Origin of the sequence: Polaribacter gangjinensis, assembly GCF_038024125.1 — a bacterium.
In the GTDB taxonomy this organism is placed as follows: domain Bacteria; phylum Bacteroidota; class Bacteroidia; order Flavobacteriales; family Flavobacteriaceae; genus Polaribacter; species Polaribacter gangjinensis.
This window is the reverse complement of sequence record NZ_CP150662.1, coordinates 1,235,488-1,257,299: the sequence shown is the minus strand read 5'-3', so window position 1 is coordinate 1,257,299 and position 21,812 is coordinate 1,235,488. Positions and strand designations below refer to the sequence as shown.

Below are 21,812 nucleotides of genomic sequence, written 5' to 3'. Positions count from 1 at the left end.
TATGATTTCTTTCGTTAAAAGAGCCAATTTAGATATTGAAAAATACGATTTTTGTATAGAAAACTCCTTGCAATCAAGAATTTATGCTTTTTCTTGGTTTTTGGATATTGTTGCTGATAATTGGGATGTGATGGTTTTGAATGATTATAAAGCTGTAATGCCCATTCCTTGGAAACAAAAATTAGGATTAAAATATATCACACAACCCAATTTTTGTCAACAATTGGGGATTTTTTCAATGGAAGAAATTTCAGAAGAATTGCAACTACAATTCATAAATAAAATACCCATTCAATTTTTAAAAGTTTCACTTGCTTTGAATTCTCAAAATAGATTGATTGGGCAACAAACAAAGAAAAATTTGTTTTTACAATTGAATAAAAATTATGAGTTGTTGCGTAAAAATTTTTCAAAAGGAAGAAAACACGCATTGAAAGTTGCAGAAAAAAATCAATTACAAGTTTTAGAATCTTCCATCGAAAATTTAATTGAACTTCAAAAAAAGTTATACAAATATCAATTTTCAGAAGAAAAATTGATAAAACTATCCAAAAATGTTTTACAGCAAAAAACAGGTAAAGTTTTGGGAGTTTTTAAAGACGATATTCTTTTGGGTGGTGCATTTTTTTTATTCTCTAAAAAACGGATTGTGTATCTATTTTCAGCATTTTCAGAGCAAGGAAAGGAGTTACAAGCAGCCAGCTTTTTATTAAATTATATGTTGAAAAAGCACGAAAATTCTTCGCTTATTTTTGATTTTGAAGGAGGAAACATGCCAAATATGGCTACTTTTTACAATAGTTTTGGTGCTGAGGTAGAGACTTATTCTTTGGTAAGGAGAACTTTATTGTAAATTTTCCAGAATACAATCATAGAAATAATTCCTGAAAGCCACATTAAAATAGCTGTTGTTATTGCAGCACCTAAAATTCCGTATTTGGGAATCAAATAATAATTAGTTACGATGTTGAGAATCAAGGAAAAAGTAGCGATATAATAATTAACATGGGCTTTTCCAATTGACGACAACAAATTGCCATACAATCCTCTGAAAATATAAATTCCAACAATTCCTATCATCAAAATCAGAAAACTATCAGAAAATTTTACAAAATTCTTATCTAAAAGAGCGAGGATAACATCTGAAAAAAGAAAACTTACCAAAAGCATTAAAACACTGATAATCAAGAAAAAAAGCATGTAGCTTTTCATATAATTGACAATGTATTTTTTATCAAAAATATTTTCTGTAAATACCACAAAATCAGTGGACATAAAAACTCTTGGCAAAAACAGCAAGCTAAAAGGAATCAATGAAACGTATCTATAATTTGTAACCATTTCAGTGTCTTTTAGCAAATATCCAATTAGTAAAATATCAATCACAAAAAGCAATTGCGTAACTACGTTTGATAAACTTGCGAAAAATCCGTATTTCCAAAACTCAAAATTGATGTTATTTACTTTTTTTGATACTGTAAATTTAATTTTTAGTTTTTTGATAAATAGGAGTGAAGTGATTAACGGAGCAATAATCAAGGCAATTGCATAGCCAATTTCTTTGAAAAAGTAACTTAACACAAACACATTGATTACTAAAAAAAGACTCATAAAAAACTCGGTATACGCAAAAGATTTGTTGTCGTGTTTCAATCTAAATTGTGCCCTTATAACTTCAAAAAAATAAGTTGGAATCAACACAAATGATAAAATAATAACATACAATTGTGTATTTTGAAACTGAAAATCAATTAGAAAACTTCCCAGAATAATTAGTAAAATTAGTGCAATAGTAGCCCAAAATCCTTTTTTTGAAACATACACAAAAAGCGCATCTTTTTCTTCTTGAGTTTGTAAAAGGGCTCCATATCGAATCAAACTTTGGTTCAAGCCAAAACCACTAATTGGAATCAAAAATACGATGAAATTATAGGCAAAAAGAACTACTCCCAATTCTTTATGATCGATCAATTGTAAGGCAATCCATGACGCTAAAAAAGACAAGGCTTTTGAAGCCAAAGTTGCCGTAAAAACATAGCTTCCTGCTCTACTTAAAAAATTTTGGATGTAATTTCTAAGCATATTTAAGCATGGGTTTTTAAAGATGAATGATACAATTCAGAAAACGAATTTGCAATAGCATTTTTACCAAAATTTTGGATTGCATATGCATGCATCTTGTCTTTATTTATCGGTTGTTTTTTGGAAAATTGCAGCAAACTTTCTAACAATTGTTCTTCGTTTTTAGGTTGAATGAGGGTTCCAAAATCTTCAGGAAAATATTCATGAATTCCACCAACATTCGTTGAAATAGCTTGAATTCCGCACGAAAAAGCTTCTAAAATTACACAAGGTAAATTTTCGTAATTGCTAAACAAAACAAAAACATCCGCAGATTGCAAATGACTTACCATTTCTTGTTGCGGAATGTGATTGATAAATTCAATTTTAGCTTGTTTAAAATCGTGTTTTTTAAGTTGATTTTTAAAATGATCCTCAGTTCCACCAATAAATTTCCAGGTGAAATTTCCTATTCTTTCTTCCAGTTTTTTGGCAACATTCAACATTCCAGAAACATTTTTATGAGCATCATTCAAACTAGAAATGTGAATAATGATAAAAGTCTCTTTTGTATTTTTTATTGGATAAAACATATCAGTATCCACCACATTTGGCACTTTGCAATAGTTGCCTTTTAAACCCAATTGCAGCATAGAATTTGCTAAATCATCACTTACAGGACATACAAAAGAGGCGTTTTTGACAATGATTTTTGATGCTATTTTTTGAAAAAATCCAATGTTTTTTGATTGTGGAAAATGATATCCAGTCCAATGTTCAGAAATGATGTAAGGTATGTTTTTTGTCATTTTCAAACACCAAGCAAAAATCCCAAAAGGAAATAAAGAATTTACATGAATTATTTGAAAATCATCAATCTTAGAAGTCAACTCCATAAACATGGTTATATATCTTTTCCACTTTAAAATCGGATTTTTTGTCTTTTGTATATAACCAATAAAAGTATCAACTCCATTTATTTTAGAATATTCAATTTCTTTTTGGGTGGCTAAATTTTCATCAGTAATAATGTGCACAACACTTACTTTTTGTTGGGTAGCAACAGCTTCAGCATGCCTTTGAATAAAGTCGCCATTTGTTGGTAAAATTCGTGAAGGATACCATCCACAAAGAAAAAGAATGTGCAATTTATTGTTCAAAAGTTTTACTATTAATTCACACAAATATAAAGGTATTCTGTGGTTTTGTTTTTATTTTTGATACATGAAAATTCAACACGTTTTTTTTGATTTAGATCACACACTTTGGGATTTTGAAAAAAATTCTGATTTAACCTTTCAAAAAGTATTTGACAAACAACAAGTTCAGGTAAATCTGCAAGATTTTTTAACGGTTTATAAACCCTTAAACAGAGAATTTTGGAAATTGTATCGTGAAGAAAAAATCAGTAAAGAAGCCTTAAGATATCAGCGTTTAAAAAAAACGTTTGACACCATAAACTACTCAATTTCAGATGCTTTGATTGATGTAATTGCCATAGAATACATTGAGTTTTTACCACATTTCAATCATCTTTTCGATCATACTTTTGATGTTTTAGACTATTTAAAACCAAAATATCAATTGCATATTATCACCAATGGTTTTGAAGAAATACAAACAAAAAAAATGCAATCTTCAAACATTCATCATTATTTTGATAAAATAATTACTTCAGAATCTGTAGGAGTAAAAAAGCCAAACCCGAAAGTTTTTGAACATGCTCTTGCGATTGCAAATGCCACAAAAGACAATTCCATTATGATTGGAGATAGTGTTGAGGCAGATATTGAAGGTGCATTGCAAGTTGGCATGGAAGCAATTCACTGCAATTTTGAAGGAGAAGAAGTTACTGCAACAAATTTTAAAAGCATTACTTCTTTGCTAGAAATAAAGCAATATCTATAAACAAATAACGTTTTAAAACAAATAGTATTCCTTATGAAATCCTCTTCAAAATTTGCAATCATTGCAAGCTTTTTTCTGTTTATTTCTTGTGCTGAATCATTGGATTTCAATCAGATAGATGATTATGTTTATAAGCCAATTTTTACAGGTTCATTGACATATTTTACAGTGGTTCCTGCTGATTTTTTTGATTCTTCAGGTACAATCCAACAAAATAGTATTTCAGAAACCACCAATTTTGATGTACTTCAATCGCAATTTGTTAAAGAAAATTTAGTGAAACTCGATTTGGATGTGGCAGTTAAAAATGAATTCAATAGAGAAGTTACGATTCGTGTTGAGTTTTTAAATAGTAATAATGTAACTGTTTACACATTTACACCCATTATTATTCAAGGAAGTAACTTAAATTTTAAGTATAAAGAAGAGATTGAGATTTCTGCAAATCCATCAATCCTTAATACCACCCAAGTAAAAATTACTGCTGAACTAGAAAATACAGGAATTCAAATGAACTTAAACGATCCAAGTGAATTCGAATTCAAATCATCCGTTACAATGTATATTGAATCTAGTTTCTAAAACATGAAAAAACTTTTATTAGTTATTGGTTTGTTTGCAACAACCATTATTTCTCAAAACAAACAAGTTTTGTATGATTTTGCTGATTTACCTCAGTCATTATTATTAAATCCTGCTTTAGAAAATAAAAATAAGTTTCATGTAGGCATTCCTTTATTATCAGGGTTTTCAACCCAAATTGGTTCATCAGGAGTCGTTTTAACAGATGTTTTTTCGGTTGATAATCAAAACATCAATGATAAAGTATCACAGGTTTTAAATTCTTTGACAGCTGATGATTTTATGATGTTAAATACACAAGTTGAGCTTTTAAATATTGGGTATCGTTTAAATGAAAAAACATATTTAAGTGCTGGTTTTTATCAAGAAATTGATGCAATTGGATATTTTCCTAAAGATTTATTAGTATTATTTTCTGAAGGAAATGATGCTTTTTTGGATAGAAGTTTTAGTGCTTCACAAATAGGTTATAAATTTGATGTTTTAGGCGTTTTACATGCTGGAATCACTAGAAAAATTGATGAGAAATTGACATTAGGAGGGAGGTTTAAAATTTATTCATCAGCCTTAAATTTAGAGTCATTTAACAATACAGGAACATTTACTACTGTGCAAGGAACCAATAATTTGTTTACTCATTACATAAGCAATGTAAATTTAGAGGAACGTTCTGCAGGATTTATTGATAGTAATGACGAAGTTTTTGATGATCCAAATGACTATTTAAAACGTACTTTTTTAAGTGGTAATTTAGGAATTGGTTTTGATGTTGGAGTTAATTACCATATAAACAAGCAATTACAATTTTCTGCAAGTCTAATTGATATTGGTTTTGTAAATCATAAAAAAAATGTCAAAAATTATAAAGAGGAAGGAAGTTTTGTTTATGAAGGCTTTGAATATGAATTTGATGCAAATAGCAACAGGGATTTTTGGGAAGAAATCAATGATCGTTTTAATGAGGAATTACCTACAATAGAAAATGAAGATTCCTATATATCATGGAGACCTACAAAAATGAACATGGCTTTAAAATATAGTTTTGGTGAGAGAAGAAGTGCCATTTGTTATGATAATAGTTATCAAGATTTTTATACAGATGCAGTTGGCGCACAACTTTTTTCAGTTTTTAGACCTTTATCCACCAATTTGGCATTGTCAGCATTTTATCAAAAGTCATTTTCAAGAAAAGTCCATGCAAAAGTGACTTATACTATAGATGATTTTTCGTATTCGAATATAGGAGCAGGATTGTCTATGCAACTTGGAAAAGTCAATTTTTATGGCATGTTTGATAATATTTTATCCTACGGAAATTTATCTTCTGCGAATTCAGTATCTTTACAATTAGGAATTAATTTTATAATGAATTGATATGTATAGATTTACCTTTACTTTATTGGTTGTGTTTTCATCTTTTTTTGCAATTGGACAAGAGTTAAACTTAGACAATTATAAGTATATAATTGTTGCTGATAAATTTCATTTTGTGAGAGAAGTTGATGGATATCAAACAAGTTCTTTGACAAAGTTTTTATTAGAGAAAAAAGGATTTCAAGTTTTTGTAAGCAATGAAAATTTTCCAGATGATTTATCCCTAGATAAATGTAAAAATGCCTTATTTGCTGATGTAAAAGACCAATCTGATTTCTTAACGACAAAATCAATCATTCTTTTAAATGATTGTAAAGGAAATATTATTTACACCTCAAAAGTAGGAAGAAGTAAACTGAAAGAATATAAAAAAGCATATCATGAATCCATTAGAAATGCCTTTAATACTATGACTGACGTAAGATACAGTTATAAACCATCAGAAAAAATCGAACCAAAAGTTAATATTAGCAACGATTTATCAAATAAAAATAATAGTAGTAAAGACACTTTAATTGAAAAGAAAATCGAGTTTAAAGAGATTTTAAACCCAGAAATTTTATATGCACAACCCATTTTAAATGGATTTCAATTGGTAAATGCAATACCAAAAGTTGTGATGATGATTCAAAAAACAACTCTCAAAGACTTGTTTTTAGTGAAAGATAGTCAAGGGATTGTTTATAAAGAAGGGAATGATTGGTTTTTTGAATATTATGTTGACAATCAAATCGTTAAAAAACAACTTCAAATTAAATTTTAATATTCGTATTTATCTTTCCATCGATTTTTTAGCAATTCTCTGAATTGTTGCTCACGCTGATTGTTGCCAGGTTCATATAATTTCGTATTGGCTATTTCATCTGGAAGAAATTCTTGATTTACAAAATTGCCAGGAAAATCATGTGCATATTGATAGTTTTTACCATAATCTAAGTCTTTCATTAATTTTGTTGGTGCGTTTCTTAAATGAAGAGGAACAGATAAATCTCCCGTTTTACGAACCAATTCTTGTGCAGCATTAATTGCCAAATACGAAGCATTACTTTTGGTTGAATTTGCCAAATAAATAGCACATTGACTCAATAAAATTCGAGATTCAGGATTGCCAATCACAGCAACTGCCTGAAATGTATTATTGGCTAAAATTAGTGCAGTTGGATTTGCATTTCCAATATCTTCTGATGCTAAAATGAGTAATCTTCGTGCAATAAATTTTACATCTTCACCAGCTTCAATCATTCTTGCTAGCCAATAAACAGCTGCATTTGGATCACTTCCACGAATCGATTTTATAAAAGCGGAAATAATGTCATAATGTTGTTCGCCAGTTTTATCATATCTGGCAGTATTTTTTTGAACTTTCTCTAAAACGAGTTTGTTTGTAATTTCAATGTCATTTTCTGATGCTACTAATAATTCAAAAATATTCAGCAATTTTCGAGCATCACCTCCTGAAACTTGCAACAATGCTTCCGTTTCTTTTAAAATTATTTTTTTAGATGCTAAAAAAGCATCTTCTTTCATAGCTCTTTCAAGCAACGCAATTAAATCTTCTTTATCAAAAGAATTTAAAATGTACACTTGACACCTTGATAACAAAGCAGGAATAACTTCAAAACTTGGATTTTCAGTAGTGGCTCCAATCAATGTAACCCACCCTTTTTCAACGGCTGCTAAAAGAGAATCTTGTTGAGATTTACTGAATCTGTGGATTTCATCAATAAATAAAATGGGATTTTTGGAAGTAAATAAACCACCACTTCGTTTGGCTTTGTCAATGACATCACGAACATCTTTTACACCTGCATTAATAGCGCTTAGCGTGTAAAATGGTCTTTTAGATGTTGTTGCAATGATGTTTGCCAAAGTTGTTTTTCCAATGCCAGGAGGTCCCCAAAAAATTAAAGAAGGAATGACACCTTGTTGAATTAATTTTGTTAAAATGCCATTTTTTCCCACCAAATGTTGCTGACTGATGTAGTCATCAAGGGTTTTAGGACGGATTCTTTCTGCCAAAGGTTCATTCATTTTGTAAAATTACTAAAGATTTCTGACAGAAATTGTAAAATTGAGAAATGGTTTATTTTTTGTTATTTTTATGGATATGCAAAATGAAAATCAATTAACATTCAAAACTTCCATGCTTGTAATTCCTGCAATTTTTGTGGGTTTTATTTGGATTGTGTATTGGTTTGAAATTCAGTTTGGATATAATTTTAATAAATATGGTGTATTTCCACGAACAATAAAAGGTTTGAGAGGTGTATTTTTTACCCATTTTATTCATGGTGATGCGAAGCATTTATTTAATAATTCAATTCCTTTAGGTGTGCTTTTAAGTTCAATATTATATTTCTACAGGGAAGTTGCTTTAAAAGTACTTATTTATGGAGCTATTTTGACAGGTTTTTTAACTTGGTTGATTGCACGAGAATCTTATCATATTGGCGCAAGTGGCATTGTCTATGTATTGTTTAGCTTTATTTTTTTTAGTGGAATTTTAAAGAAACATTATCGATTAATTGCTCTATCATTAATCGTCATTTTTTTATATGGAAGTATGATTTGGTATGTTTTACCAATAGAGGAGGGGATGTCTTGGGAAGGACATTTATCAGGTTTTTTAGTAGGACTTTTCTTTGCCTTTTTCTATAAAAATAAAGGAATTGTAAAAGAAGAATTTCAATTTTCACCATCTGAAATAGATGCTTTCATTGATGAAAATGGAAATCTTATAGAAACTACAGAAGAAAACTAAATTTTTATTTTTGACTAAAGAATAAAGACTAAAGACTAAAGATACCTCTTTGTCTTATGGTTTCATATAATATTGCTCCACAAGCCACAGAAACATTTAAGGATTCTATTTCACCAAGCAATGGTAATTTTGCTTTATAATCTACCAATTTTAAGATAGAAGGATTTACACCTCTATCTTCAGATCCCATTATAATAGCAATTGGTTGATTTAGATTGATATCATAAACTGAATCATCCGTTTTTTCAGTTGCAGCCACTGTTTTAATTTCGGATGCTTGTAATAAATACAAAGCATCTTTAATGTGTTCTACTTTACAAATAGGCATTTTAAATGCTGCTCCAGCTGATGTTTTTACAGTTTCAGCATTTACAGGAGCACTTCCATTTTTTTGAATGATGATTCCATTAACTCCTGCACATTCTGCTGTCCTGATGATTGCACCAAAATTTCTAACATCAGATATTTGATCTAGAATTAAAAATAATGGTATTTTATTTTTTTGAAGTGTATCTTCAATCAACTGTTCTAAATCATAAAATGTAACAGGTGATATTTGCGCAACTGCTCCCTGATGATTATTGTTTTTTGATAAGCGATTTAATTTCTCAACAGGAACTATACTTGTAGTTAAACGATTTTCGCTTATTAATTTTTCTAATTCTACATAAAGTGAACTTCTCAGTCCTTTTTGAAGATATATTTTATTAATAATTGTTCCACTTTGAATGGCTTCAATGATGGCTCTTAATCCGAAAATAATAGTGTTCTCTGTTGTCATATTGCAAATGTATGGTAATTTTTGAGCAAAAAAAAACCATCTCGAAAGATGGTTTTTAAAATTTGTTATTAGGTTATTTTGTATCGAATGCAGTTGCTTGACTAGCTCCAAAATCACCACCTCCGGTAGCTTTAACAACACCACCAATAGTAAGTGAATATGAACCATTTGCTGGGAAACTTAAACCATCACCGTAAGAATCAGTGATTGTGAAAGTATAATCTCTTCCGGCACACAATGTAATAGTTTCTGATGCAGAAGCTTGTCCATCAGCGTAAGCACCAGCAGTTTTAGAAGCAACAACTCCTCCTAACGCGTCAGTAACTGTCCAACCAGTTTCACTTCCATAACCGTCAAATGTAATACTTAATGTTGCAGTAACTTCTGAACAATTTTGAAAGTAACTTAAAACTGTGTTGGGTCCTGTAGATAAACCTTCTTGTACACCAAAACTTAACCTTAGGGTATTTATTCCAATTCCTAAATTTGTATCTGATAAAGCAATTGATAATGTACCTTCATTTGATCCAGCTGGTATTGTTATTGTTTCTGGAACTGTATAAGATCCTGCAGCTGCGGTTGATGTTGGTAAAACTGATATTACAAATGATCTATCAGAACTAGTGATATTAGCTGTGTAAACAGGGATTTCAACAGTTTCTGAACCTCCGATATCTATACCAGTAGAGTAAGTTGTAGAAGCAAAAGTAATATAATTTGTTTGTCGAGGCTCAACTTCTTCAGTACAACTATTAAAACTTAATAGAAATGTAAAAGATAATAATATTAATAAAATTTTTTTCATAAAATTATGTTTTTAAAATATAGCTACTTTTTAAGATATTATTCTTAAAAAGTAGCTATTAAAATTATTGATTTTGTTCGCTTACGAAAGGATTGTTTTGAATTTCATCTAAAGGAATTTCAAACTGCATTCTTTCATCATTATATGGTATTGGGACACCAACGAAAGATAAATGATTAGTTCCTCTTACTGTTGTAGCTTTATTTCTCTTCATGGCTAAATAACTTTTGCCTTCTCCCCACAATTCAATTCTAGTTTGCTTATAAATTTCATCTTTTAAAGCCTGTCCAGATAGACCATCTATATATGATGCATCTGGAACTCTTCTAGATACCAATGCTTTAAGACTAGTTCTAGCTAAACCATCATTTCCTGCATTTGCATTAGCTTCAGCATTAAGTAAATAAGCCTCTTCAACACGCATGTAAACATAGTCAGTTGTTATTGGTCTTGGAGCAGATCCAATTGCGTTTGATGCTCTAAACTTAAATAATGGTTGTAAATATCTTCCACTTGCTGGATTGTTTAAAAATTGTCCTTTTCTTCCATCATTTGCAGGTATCATATCATATAAGCTTTTATCAATAACTTTATAATCTCCTGCCCATGCATAACTGTAAGACCATGCATCTACCTGACCCCACCAAGAAACTAACCCTAAACCATTAGTTCCAGTAATATCAAAGCCCCACATCCAACTTGGTGAATTTACATCAATGAAGCCATTCACACCAGCCGCAGTAGAAACTAATTGAGTCTGTGAAAGCATTGTATAATTACCAGAATTAATAACATCTCTTGTAAGAGAGGCTACCTCAGCATCTCTACCACCTTTAGCCCCAAGTACATATCCTAAAATCATTTTGGCAACATCCTGATTCACTTGGTTTTTTGCCTCTCTATTGAATCCATTTAACAAGCTTATTGCATCTTCTAAATCTTTTTCCATTAAATTATAAATATCTTCAGCACTTGATTTTGGTAAATTTGTACTGATAGCTTCTGTATATAATGGTAAAATCATTTCGTTTGCTACATACTCTTTTTGAAAGTATTGTGTTAGGTAAAAGTAACTATGGGCACGCATGGCTTTTGCTTGACCCATTGCAAATTTATTTTCATCTAATGAAGGTACAAAATCATTACCACCTAAACTTTTAATAACATTATTACAAGATCTAATAATTCTGTAATAATATCTCCAAACCATTCTATTTCTGCCTCTTGTGAAATCTAAAGGGGCTTGAAACTCTGTAATATCTGCACGATACCAACCATAGTTACTTACACTTAAAGCCATATCTCCTGACAACATATCTCCAAATATATCATACCCTTTTTGACCAAAATCATCATGGTTTGTCGTGCCTCCAGTACCAGTTTGTACCATTTGTGCATAAATACCATTAACGAATGCTGCAGGAATGTCAGGATTTGTAATTGCCCCTTGTTCTAGTTGTGCATTTGTAAATACATCTGTAGGATTACTTGCATTAGAAACCCCATCATTTCTTAAAATATCTTCGCTACAACTATATGTTATAATTAAAGATAGTAGCATTACTAAATTAAAATGTTTTTTCATTTTTATTATGTTTTTTAAAATTTAACTCTTACTCCCATTGTAACAGTAGTTGCTGGCGCATAAATATTTCTTCCAGAGTTACCAGCTTCTCTTATTGATGGGTTAAAACCATCTCTCACTGTTCTTTGAAATAAATTATCACCTGAAACCCATAGATTAACTTCATCTAAACCAGATTTTGATAAAAATGATTTTGGAACTGTATATCCAACTCTTGCATTGTTTAAAGCTATAAAATCAGTACTAGTAATAAAACGAGTAGATTGACTAGCCCCATCTGTTACAAAATTATCAGCTAGAACAGGAACATCTGTCAAATCCCCAGGATTTTGCCATCTGTTTCTAATATCTGTATGGTAATTTTGACCAGCAGCACCGAAACGATCTTGCATCAATTCGCCATATTGTGCATCATATGCATATCCACCAAGACTGTAGGTGAACTGTGTAGAAAAATCGAAGTTTTTAAATCTTCCAGATAATCTAAAAGCACCTCTTAATTTTGGAATAAAAGACTTTCCGATATATGTTTGTGTTGCATTTGCATATGTTTTTGTAACTGTCTTTTTTATATTCGCATTCGGGCTTAATTTTTGATATTCAAACAAAGAACCTGAAGTGTTAGTCTCTAAGTTATTAGCATCAAGAACACTAAATGAGCCTTCACCACTATCTAAAATTCCATTATTATTTTTATCATCGTAATATTGATACCACATTGGTTTTCCATCAGCAGGGTCAACACCAGCCCATTCTCTCATCCAAAAATCAAAAATTGATTTACCAACTGCATATGCATAAGCTCCATCACCACTTGAGTTAGAATCAATTACTTTTTGTCTTCCTGTAGATGGCTCTATAGGCATTGCTAACAATTTATTTTGAAGCATTTCTCCATTAACAGAGAGATCTAATGAAAAGTCTTCTTTTTTAATTAAATGGCCAGTTATATCAAATTCAAATCCAGCATTTAGAACCTCTCCATCATTTACTAATATACTTGATAATCCGTTTGATGGACCAACTCTTTGGTTAAAAAATAAACCATCTGTATTTTTTCTATAGTAATCAAAGTTTGCATCGATATATTTACCTAAGGATAATTCTAATCCTGCTTGAATTTGACTTGTAGTTTCCCATGTCAAATCAGGATTACCATTCAACCTTTCAACTAATGCTAAACTTCCACCAGCGATATCACTATTGAATGTATCAAATGATCTAGATGTAGATACTCCTCCTTGATCTCCAGTTAATCCCCATGATGCTTTTAATTTCATATAAGAAATAAAACTATCTTTAAGAAAATTTTCTTCACTAATTACCCATGATCCACCAATAGAACCAAAAACACCCCATTTATCATTTATGAATCTTGAAGATCCGTCCGTTCTTAAAGATCCTGATAAAAAGTATTTGTTTGCATAATTATAGTTTAATTGTGTAAAATAAGATTCTATACCAGAACCATCTGCATATCCAAAAGCATCTCCAGAATTGGATAAATAGTTATTGAATTGATAGACACCTGGTACAATCACATTTTGTTTTGTTGATTGATTTGTTGTAAATCTTTCTCTAAAAGTCTCACTAGCCAACAATATATCAAAATTATGATCCTTTATTGATTTTTCGAATCTCAATATGTTTTGAATCGTTTTAGTCCATCTTATTTGATCTGTTATACTTAATGTTCCATTTAAAGGTCTAGCAGTTCCATATGCATGATTTGACATGTTATTTCTTCTTAAAGCAGAGTATTGCCCTCCAAATTTAGTCTCAAAAGTTAAACCACTCATAATTTGAAACTTTGCATAAAAGTTACCATTCAAACCATGAGTATCTCTACCATCAAAGTCTAACATTGCTTGACCTATAGGATTTAATAAATTAGCATTTGGCCTAGCTCTTTCAAAACCAAAATTATTGATATCAGAAGTAGGAGATCCATAATCATACTGAAAGCCACCAAAAATTGGATCTGGAATTTTGTCACCTGTACCAGGAAATCTTGCAAATACAGGATAAATTGGAGCCATTTTATCAGCTTGTTCAGAAAGATTTTCTGAACCATTAATTTGTCCGTTGTTCGTGGATTCTGAATAAGCATAACCAAGATTAGCGCCTACATTTAACCATTTGTTTACTTCTGATGAAACATTTAATCTCGTACTATATCTCTTAAAATCTGAATTGATGATATATCCTTTATCATTTAAATACCCTACAGATACAAAATATTTTGTTTTTTGAGAACCTCCTCCAATTCTTACATTTGTTTCTGTTCTGAATCCATTTCCAAGACCTAAATCAGCATATCTTTCTGGTGTAAATAATCTATTAACACCGGTTCTTACTGTTTTTGTAACAGGATCTATTAATCCACCGCCTACAGGTGAGACATCCCACATATTATATCCACGACCAGCTCCTGTTCCAAAACCTGATCCACCTTCACCAAAAAGTGAACCATTTGCATAATCGATAGCAGGTCTTGTAATTGTTCCATCACGAAGTGCTCTGTTATATAGCCCTTCCCAAACGTAACCAATATATTCTTCAGGAGATTTAATTACATCATATCTCGCAATACCTTGCCAGTTTACACCAGATTTAACATCAACCTCAACGTAACCTTTTTCACCTGCTAGAGAACCACTTTTAGTTGTTATTAAAATTACACCATTTGCCCCTCTTGATCCATAGATTGCTGTTGCAGTTGCATCTTTTAAAACAGTTGTACTCGCAATATCTGATGGATTTATTGAGTTTAATTCAAAAGTTCCGTCAAAAGGAATGCCATCAACTACATAAAGTGGAGCTCTATTTCCTAAAGGAGATCCATAACCTCTGATACGAACTGTTCCAATTGTTCCTGGTTGACCAGATGTATTGATTACTGTTACACCAGCAACTTCACCAGCTAAAGCTTGAGTAACATTGGTAAAGTTTTTTGCTTCTAAATTTTTAGAAAGCACTGTTGTTGCAGTTCCAACGTAAGATTTTTTTGTTGTTGTACCATATCCAACTACAACTATCTCATCCAATACATTACTTTCTTGTTCTAACTTTACGTTAATTATGTTAGCACTACCTACAGTTCTTTCTACAGTTTTGTATCCTAAATATCTAAATACTAACACATCGCCAGCTTTAGCTTTAATAGAATACTTTCCATCGAAATCTGTTTCTTGACCACTTAAGGTTCCTTTTACAAGAACACTTACGCCTGGCAAAGCACCAGATTCTTCAGTAACCGTACCAGAAATAGTCTTTTCTTGTGCAAATGAAATTTGCACCACCAACGCTAGTAATAGCGTTAAAAATCCATTAAACTTTGTCTTCATTGTATAATTATTTGAATTAATTAATGCCAAAAGTCTTAAATTAAACTTAAAAAAACAATTTTTTAACATTAAAAAAAATAGTAACTATGTTAAATAAATAAAAAAACCAACCTAAATAGGTTGGTTTTAATGCGAATTATGTTTTTTTATTATTTAAATAGCCACAGTTTAGTGTCTAATTCGTCTGGTCCTTGCGCCGCAATTGCAGCATTATAGTTTGCTTCATTTAATGAACCTGCAGTAGCTGAGTATCCATGTCTTTGAGGAATTCCAGTTGCATTCGATAATAAATCTGCAGCAATAATTAACGGAATTTTTGAGTCAGTACCTTCAGCTTTGAATCTTCTCCATTCTGCCCAGCTGTTGTAGCCTTGCATGAATAAAGAAACCCATTTTTCATATGCAATATCTGCGATTCCTGTATATGGATTCGCTGCAATGTAAGTAGTAATGTCAGATGCGCTAACACCCCATTGTTGCATTGAAGCAGTGATTCCTTGAGCATATAGTGTAGCTGCATTTTCTGTTGTCCATCCTTTTGCAGCAGCTTCAGCTCTTGCAAATAAAACTTCAGCATAAGTGTAAATCATCAACGGAGCATCTCCTTTAGTGATAATGTTAGATGTAATGAATGAATAATTTGCTGTAGCTGAGTTTGATTTTCCATAAGGAGCACCTACAAATGTGTTTGAAGAAGTTGCACGATCAGCAAATTTTGCTAGTCTTGGATCTTCTGGAGCAACATTTGTTCCTGAACCGATTAATGCATTTACAAAAACATCACTCATTAAGTAATCTTTTCTTCCTTGATCAACAAAATGATCTTGCCATGGATTGTCATTAGTATCTTCAGTTAGGTAAGTGTATTGAATGTTACCTGCATTTGAAGAGATAGCTCCAGTTCTTGCTTCATTAAATTTGGTTCTACCAGTTGTTGGATCTGCTTTTGATAAACGTAATCCCATTACCATTTTAATGGTGTTGGCAAAAGTTCTCCATCTTGTCATATCTCCTCCAAAAAGAATGTCTCCATCAGGACCATTTCCTGAATCAATCATTCCAATTGCTGAATCTAATTCTGATAATAATCCCATATAGATATCTTGTTGAGAGTCATATTTTGGTTTTGTATTATTAGCAGCATCGTTAGCTTCTGAGTATGGTAAATAACCCCATCTTTCAGTCATTAATTGGAAATAATAAACTTTAAGAATTGTTGCAGCAGCTATTTGATTTCCATTTGAACCATAAGCTTGCGCTCCTACTTTTAAGTCAGCATTGGTATTGATTCTGATGATTTCTTTGATATCTTGCATTAAAGCATAAAAACCATTTGGATCCCAGTTTAAAGTTTGATATCTAGATTCTTCGTCATATTGTCCATTTGATAAATATTGAACATATAAATTTGAAGTAGTGCTTGATACAACTCCATTTATACCTCTTTGAACATTTGTTAAAAGAAGTGATGGAACGGCATTACTCGGACTATTTGGGTCAACATTCGTATCTCCAAAATCTACTGTTTCACAACCTGTAAATGTTATAAATACAGAAAGGATTAGTAATTTTATTTTGTTAATTTTTTTCATTTTTATACTATTTTTAAATTAAAACGTCATTCTAACATTGATACCAATCGTACGTACGTTTGGTAATTGTCCTCCTTCTGTCCAGTTTACACCATTTGCAGTTTCAATCTCAGAAGGATCTAATCCTGGGATAGCTGAATGAATTAACCAAACATTATTTGCAAACACCCCTAAATTTAATTTTTTAAACGGAGTTTTTTCTAACAATTTTGCTGGCAAATCATAGTCTAATCTTACTGTTCTTAATTTTACATAAGAAGCATCATATAACCATCTTTCGTGCAAAGCAAATAAACGACCCCAATATGTTTGCGCTTCTACATTGTATGAAGCTGGCAATCCTGTAGTAGCATCAACACCTTCAATTAAAACACCACCACCATCAGCTACAGCGTCTCTAACAGGGTTTCCTAAGTTGTTTAAACCAACAGTTTCTATTCCTAAACCAGAGTAGTTGTTGAACATTCTAGTTACAGAAAATACTTTACCACCACTTTGGAAATCAATATCAAATCCTAAATTGAAATTTTTGTATCGAATGTTGTTTGATAAACCTCCTGTAAAATCTGGTAATACGTTTCCTAAGTATTGATTAGTATCGTACAATGGATTTCCTGTTGATGATAAAATCATATTTCCATCAGCATCTCTTCTGAAAGCTCTACCATAGATAGCTCCCCATTCTTCACCAACTCTTTCTTGTAATTGAATACCTCTCCATGATTCTGATAATACGTTTACATCAACTCCATCAGCAATAGCGTCTACTTTTCTTTTTAATGTAGAGAAGTTAGAGTATACATTCCACTCAAAATCTTCAGATTTGATTGGAGAGAAATTTACACCAATTTCTATACCACTTGATGTTTGTTGACCGCTGTTTAAGAAAGTTTGAGTAAAACCAGTAGATCCATCTAAAGATACTCTTGATGGTAAGTTTTTATCTTTTCTGCTGAAGTAGGTCACATCTAAATCTACTTTATTATTAAATAATTTTAGCTCTGTACCAAACTCAAAATCTTGTCTTTGTCCACCAGATAATTGTGGGTTTGCAAAAGTACCTTGACTGCTTAAAGTACCAGAACTTCCATAAGGAGTTCCAATATCAAAAGTTGGGCTCAATACGTATCTTGCAGGTAAAAATGGTCCAGATGCAGCACTAGCTCTTAATTTTCCGAAAGAAATAATGTCGTTTTGTGGAATCAATTTAGAGAAAATAAAACTCACAGATCCACCATATGTTTCTACTCTATTATCATTTGGATTTGCAGTAGAACCCCAGTCAAATCTTGCAGAACCGTCTACAAATAACATGTCTTTATATCCAAAAGAAACTTTAGAAAATACTCCTTGAGATTTTTGTTTGTATTGAGAGTTTGTTACTGTAGGTCTGTCAACTGAGGTACTTAAACTATAGAAATTTAAGGTAGTTAATCCTCCAACAGTACTTCCATTCAATGTTTCACCTCCTAAAGTGATCAATTCAAAACCAGCACTTGCATTGAAATCAAGATCTTCACTTAAATCTTTTGAATAATTCATAATTCCAAATACCTCATCTCTATAATCAAAACTATCGCTTTCACTGTATGATGGTAAATTTAGACCGCCAAAAGCAGTTCTGTCATTTGATGTATATGAACTGTATGTTTTTCTTAGTTCAATATATCCATTTAAATTATCATTAACTGTATAATTTAAACCCATTCTACCATAGGTAGCATTTTTAGTTTGAAAATTTAAGTTTTCATTCGTTTCAAAAAATGGAGAATCCCAATATAATGGTCTTGTGTCTGTTGGTCCATTAATATTCCATGACACAAAAGAACCATTTCTGTTATAGTTTCTTACTCTGTCCATGTCTAATTGACGTTGCCACCATTGATTAAAGTTAGAAGCTACGTTTCCATATCCATTGTCTGGAAAGTTTCTAGTTCTACGATCTTGATAGTTGATATTAGCATAAGCTTCTAATTTATCAGTGATATTAAAACGAATGTTAGTATAAGCTTGTACTTGTCTTCTGAATGAGTTTGGCATAACACTAGTTCTATCAATATTTACGATACCACCTTTAATGTTATAGCCTTCTCCACCTTTTGTGAAATCTACTGTAGTATTGTTTACAACACCTGTATCAAAAAAGTTTTTTACGTTATTTGGATTTGGAGAAAATGGTCTTAATTTTCCAAACTCAGGATCACCTTGAATCCAAGAATCCCAATGACGAACCATTTGACCATTCATTTTTGGTCCCCAGCTTTCATCTGCATAATACTCAACCATAGATTGTCCGTCAAAAGCAGCCCATGAAGCTGGGTGTTGTGCTGGATTGAAGTTGAATGTATTAAATTCTTGTGAATATCCACCACCATATTCATTTTGATAATCTGGCAATAAATACACATTTTCCATTGCTGTACTGTGATTTAATGTAATTGTAGACTGCCCTTGTTTGGCTGATTTAGTAGTAATGATAATGATACCACTAAATGCCTCAGGACCATATAATGCTGTTGCAGCTGCTCCTTTAAGTACTGTTAAATCAGCAATATCATCAGTGTTGATGTCTGAGATACTATTTACTTTTACGTTATCAACGATATAAAGTGAAATACTTTGACCTCTTAAACGAATCCCAGAATTACCAAAACCTGCAGAAGGAGCTCCAACTGCTTGTACCCCAGAAACTCTACCAGCTAAAGCGTTGTTTAAGTCAGTTTCTCTTGTTCTTACTAAATTTTCTGGTTTAACTGATTGTTGAGAAAAACCAAGAGCTTTTTTATCTCTTTTAATACCTAGTGAAGTGATTACAATTTCATCTAATAATCCAGCATCTTCTACCAATACTACATCAATAGTATTTGAAGCTCCAACTTTTTTATCAGAAGTTTTGTAGCCTACATAACTAAAACTCAAGATGTCACCCACTTTTGCTTTAATTGTGTACTTTCCATTAAAATCAGTTTCTGTTCCGGTTTTGGTTCCTTTTATAAGAACACTTACCCCAGGTAAATTCCCAGAGCTATCGGAAACAGTTCCAGAAACTGTTTTTTCTTGTGCAAATGAGACTTGCACAACCAACGCCAATAATAGCGTTAAAATTCCTTTTAACTTTGTTTTCATTGTTTGTTATGTTTGAATTAATTGCATCAAATATCTTAATATTTTGTTAACAAACAAACGAAAACCGTTAAAAAATGTTAAATTGGTTAATATTTTTGAAAATATTTTACTCTTTTTATTTCAGAAAAATTCCTTTTAAAAGTAATTTTTCCAGTTAATAATTAGTTTAACTTCCTTAAAATCAATAGTATTACTATCATTTTTTCCCACTGACGCATTTAAATTTATTTGTGAATTTCCAGTGTTAAAAAGATATCCAATTCCTAAGCCTAAAACATTTTTTTGTTGATTAATTGATGAAAATTGACCAAAATCAGTAATCGTATACAAATAAGAAGTCGGATTTGTTAAAATTCTATACTCAATATTGAAAAAAGTGTACCTTTCTGAGAAAATGCTTTGTTCGTTAAAACCTCGAATTGAATTTGCACCACCAATTCTAAAAAGCTCATTGGTCAAATAAGAATCGGAATTTAAATATCCTGTTTCATTTTTGATAAAAAGACTGTTTCTTAGATTTAAATCCCAAATGTAAGAGATGCTTGATTTTATTTTAAATTGATTTGAAATATCATTTGTTGATTTTCTTTTTCCGAATGCGGGACTAATCTCAAATTGAAATTTATTAAAATAAAAAACATCATTTCTTGGTTTTGTGTACGAAAAATATATTCCATAAAAATTATTTGAGAATGTTTTTATATTATTTTCAACTAATTGCGCTAAATTTTCTGATGACTCAGATTCATACTGAATCCCTAATTTATAAAAATGATCGAGGTTGAATTTTAAATTTGCTTTAAAATTCGTGTTTAAAAATGTAGAATCTTGTTTGTAAATTGAAAATGCAATTTCAGGACTTAAAATCGAATTGATAATGTAAGGTATTTCTTTGGTAATTTTTAGTTCTTGTCGTTCTTCAGCAATACTATTCCAAAAAATTTCAAATCGTTCGCCTGTATTAATAATGTTTTGAAAACGCACATCCAACATTCCATTAAATAAAACACCACCATTTTCCTTAGATGCGAAATTTATAATTCCGTCTATACTATTATTTTCTCTTTTTGATAAGTATATAAAAAGTTGTGTGGAATCTTTTGTAAACAAGACTTCAGGAGGTTTTATTTCGTTGATAAAAGGTAAATTTTTGCTATTAATTGAGATTTCTTCCATTTTTTTCTGATTAAAAATGGTTGACGGTTTAATCCTAAAGTAATACTTCAAAAATGAGGGTGGAAAATTTTCGTATCCTTTAATATTAATTCTTTGGATAGTTCTTTTTTTGGAAGGATTAATTTCTAAATCAGCAAAAAGAGTCTTGTTTTTAATTTGGATGTTTTTCAATTGAACTTTCGAAAAGGATTTTCCTTGATTGTCTAAAGATTCAGAAATGGAAACTAAAATTGATTCTAAATTTTTGATAGGAGTTTCAAAAGAATTATTTTCAATTTTGATGTTTTTAATAATACTGCTTTCAATTGAATCAACCTTAATGATTGCTTTTTCTATAAGTTCGTTTAAAGAAAAAAAGGCAAAATATTTTTTGTCAATATTTTTGATGCTATCTAGAGTATTTGTGAAATACCCCAAATTTTTTAAAACATTCGCAATTTTCTCAATTTCCGAATTTATTGAAGTACTGTTTTTTGATTTCTTTTGATAATTAATTTTATCTAAAATAATTTGTTCTTGTTTTTTTTTTGAAATCAATTCTAAAGAGTATTCTTGAGAAAATCCCTCCAATGAAATTATTAGAAAAAAAACTACATATATATAATGTATAAAAGTAACTCTCAATATTTGATTTATTAGACTGTAAATGTACTTCAAATTGATAAAAATTTAGAGCTCAAAAATTTCTGATAAAAAAATAACTTATTGATTTTT

General features: G+C 30.9%; 16 protein-coding genes. 6 read left to right on the top strand and 10 right to left on the bottom strand.

All coding sequences use genetic code 11. From position 1 onward, the window contains the following. The first annotated feature begins 1 nt into the window (after position 1). Complete coding sequence (locus WHA43_RS05640; protein WP_105046129.1) at positions 2-853, top strand: hypothetical protein; 852 nt, start codon at positions 2-4, stop codon at positions 851-853. Here WHA43_RS05640 and WHA43_RS05635 read toward each other — a convergent pair. Both WHA43_RS05635 and WHA43_RS05630 read right to left on the bottom strand, forming a co-directional pair. Then, positions 823-2,082, bottom strand: a complete 1,260-nt coding sequence (locus tag WHA43_RS05635) for a polysaccharide biosynthesis C-terminal domain-containing protein (RefSeq protein WP_105046128.1) — start codon at positions 2,080-2,082, stop codon at positions 823-825. The two genes, WHA43_RS05640 and WHA43_RS05635, sit on opposite strands and share 31 nt — an antisense overlap. A gap of 2 nt (positions 2,083-2,084) precedes the next feature. Further along, positions 2,085-3,221, bottom strand: a complete 1,137-nt coding sequence (locus tag WHA43_RS05630; RefSeq protein ID WP_146104904.1) for a glycosyltransferase family 4 protein — start codon at positions 3,219-3,221, stop codon at positions 2,085-2,087. Between the two features lie 64 nt (positions 3,222-3,285). Here WHA43_RS05630 and WHA43_RS05625 point away from each other — a divergent pair, with 64 nt between their 5' ends. Genes WHA43_RS05625 through WHA43_RS05610 form a run of 4 tightly spaced genes read left to right on the top strand, consistent with a single transcriptional unit; the run spans position 3,286 to position 6,688 of the window. Next, on the top strand, positions 3,286-3,969 hold the full coding sequence (locus tag WHA43_RS05625) for a YjjG family noncanonical pyrimidine nucleotidase (protein ID WP_105046126.1): 684 nt from the start codon (positions 3,286-3,288) through the stop codon (positions 3,967-3,969). 33 nt (positions 3,970-4,002) lie between these two features. Next, positions 4,003-4,551, top strand: a complete 549-nt coding sequence (locus tag WHA43_RS05620) for a hypothetical protein (RefSeq protein WP_105046125.1) — start codon at positions 4,003-4,005, stop codon at positions 4,549-4,551. 3 nt (positions 4,552-4,554) lie between these two features. After that, positions 4,555-5,925, top strand: coding sequence for a DUF5723 family protein (locus tag WHA43_RS05615; protein ID WP_105046124.1), 1,371 nt, complete (start codon positions 4,555-4,557; stop codon positions 5,923-5,925). A 1-nt stretch (position 5,926) separates the two neighbouring features. Further along, positions 5,927-6,688 carry a hypothetical protein gene (locus WHA43_RS05610; RefSeq protein WP_105046123.1) on the top strand — a complete coding sequence of 254 codons (762 nt, stop codon included), beginning with the start codon at positions 5,927-5,929 and terminating at the stop codon, positions 6,686-6,688. On the opposite strand, the gene WHA43_RS05605 is transcribed toward WHA43_RS05610, so the two are convergent. After that, the gene (locus WHA43_RS05605) at positions 6,685-7,956 is read right to left on the bottom strand and encodes a replication-associated recombination protein A (protein ID WP_105046122.1); all 1,272 of its coding nucleotides are present in this window, start codon (positions 7,954-7,956) and stop codon (positions 6,685-6,687) included. The two genes, WHA43_RS05610 and WHA43_RS05605, sit on opposite strands and share 4 nt — an antisense overlap. A gap of 40 nt (positions 7,957-7,996) precedes the next feature. On the opposite strand from WHA43_RS05605, the gene WHA43_RS05600 reads away from it, so the two are divergent. Next, positions 7,997-8,686, top strand: a complete 690-nt coding sequence (locus WHA43_RS05600) for a rhomboid family intramembrane serine protease (RefSeq protein ID WP_226742844.1) — start codon at positions 7,997-7,999, stop codon at positions 8,684-8,686. 28 nt (positions 8,687-8,714) lie between these two features. On the opposite strand, the gene rlmB is transcribed toward WHA43_RS05600, so the two are convergent. The 7 genes from rlmB to WHA43_RS05565 form a co-directional block, all read right to left on the bottom strand. Further along, on the bottom strand, positions 8,715-9,467 hold the full coding sequence (rlmB, locus tag WHA43_RS05595; RefSeq protein WP_211290313.1) for a 23S rRNA (guanosine(2251)-2'-O)-methyltransferase RlmB: 753 nt from the start codon (positions 9,465-9,467) through the stop codon (positions 8,715-8,717). Between the two features lie 73 nt (positions 9,468-9,540). Further along, positions 9,541-10,272: a hypothetical protein gene (locus WHA43_RS05590; protein ID WP_105046121.1), complete on the bottom strand. Its 732-nt coding sequence runs from the start codon at positions 10,270-10,272 to the stop codon at positions 9,541-9,543. Positions 10,273-10,336: 64 nt separating this feature from the next. Beyond that, positions 10,337-11,857, bottom strand: a complete 1,521-nt coding sequence (locus tag WHA43_RS05585) for a RagB/SusD family nutrient uptake outer membrane protein (RefSeq protein WP_105046120.1) — start codon at positions 11,855-11,857, stop codon at positions 10,337-10,339. A gap of 14 nt (positions 11,858-11,871) precedes the next feature. Then, positions 11,872-15,204, bottom strand: coding sequence for a SusC/RagA family TonB-linked outer membrane protein (locus WHA43_RS05580; RefSeq protein WP_226742845.1), 3,333 nt, complete (start codon positions 15,202-15,204; stop codon positions 11,872-11,874). Positions 15,205-15,353: 149 nt separating this feature from the next. Then, complete coding sequence (locus tag WHA43_RS05575; RefSeq protein ID WP_105046119.1) at positions 15,354-16,796, bottom strand: SusD/RagB family nutrient-binding outer membrane lipoprotein; 1,443 nt, start codon at positions 16,794-16,796, stop codon at positions 15,354-15,356. An 18-nt stretch (positions 16,797-16,814) separates the two neighbouring features. Further along, entirely contained in the window at positions 16,815-19,922 is a 3,108-nt protein-coding gene (locus WHA43_RS05570; protein ID WP_105046118.1) for a SusC/RagA family TonB-linked outer membrane protein, read from the bottom strand. Positions 19,923-20,057: 135 nt separating this feature from the next. Beyond that, on the bottom strand, positions 20,058-21,668 hold the full coding sequence (locus WHA43_RS05565) for a ShlB/FhaC/HecB family hemolysin secretion/activation protein (RefSeq protein WP_105046117.1): 1,611 nt from the start codon (positions 21,666-21,668) through the stop codon (positions 20,058-20,060). Between the last annotated feature and the right edge of the window lie 144 nt (positions 21,669-21,812).

Bases quoted from the DNA above. Each gene is read 5' to 3' on its own strand.
- WHA43_RS05640 (WP_105046129.1), top strand. From the start codon at position 2: ATGATTTCTTTCGTTAAAAGAGCCAATTTAGATATTGAAAAATACGAT.
- WHA43_RS05635 (WP_105046128.1), bottom strand. From the start codon at position 2,082: ATGCTTAGAAATTACATCCAAAATTTTTTAAGTAGAGCAGGAAGCTAT.
- WHA43_RS05625 (WP_105046126.1), top strand. From the start codon at position 3,286: ATGAAAATTCAACACGTTTTTTTTGATTTAGATCACACACTTTGGGAT.
- WHA43_RS05620 (WP_105046125.1), top strand. From the start codon at position 4,003: ATGAAATCCTCTTCAAAATTTGCAATCATTGCAAGCTTTTTTCTGTTT.
- WHA43_RS05615 (WP_105046124.1), top strand. From the start codon at position 4,555: ATGAAAAAACTTTTATTAGTTATTGGTTTGTTTGCAACAACCATTATT.
- WHA43_RS05610 (WP_105046123.1), top strand. From the start codon at position 5,927: ATGTATAGATTTACCTTTACTTTATTGGTTGTGTTTTCATCTTTTTTT.
- WHA43_RS05605 (WP_105046122.1), bottom strand. From the start codon at position 7,956: ATGAATGAACCTTTGGCAGAAAGAATCCGTCCTAAAACCCTTGATGAC.
- rlmB (WP_211290313.1), bottom strand. From the start codon at position 9,467: ATGACAACAGAGAACACTATTATTTTCGGATTAAGAGCCATCATTGAA.
- WHA43_RS05590 (WP_105046121.1), bottom strand. From the start codon at position 10,272: ATGAAAAAAATTTTATTAATATTATTATCTTTTACATTTCTATTAAGT.
- WHA43_RS05585 (WP_105046120.1), bottom strand. From the start codon at position 11,857: ATGAAAAAACATTTTAATTTAGTAATGCTACTATCTTTAATTATAACA.
- WHA43_RS05580 (WP_226742845.1), bottom strand. From the start codon at position 15,204: ATGAAGACAAAGTTTAATGGATTTTTAACGCTATTACTAGCGTTGGTG.
- WHA43_RS05575 (WP_105046119.1), bottom strand. From the start codon at position 16,796: ATGAAAAAAATTAACAAAATAAAATTACTAATCCTTTCTGTATTTATA.
- WHA43_RS05570 (WP_105046118.1), bottom strand. From the start codon at position 19,922: ATGAAAACAAAGTTAAAAGGAATTTTAACGCTATTATTGGCGTTGGTT.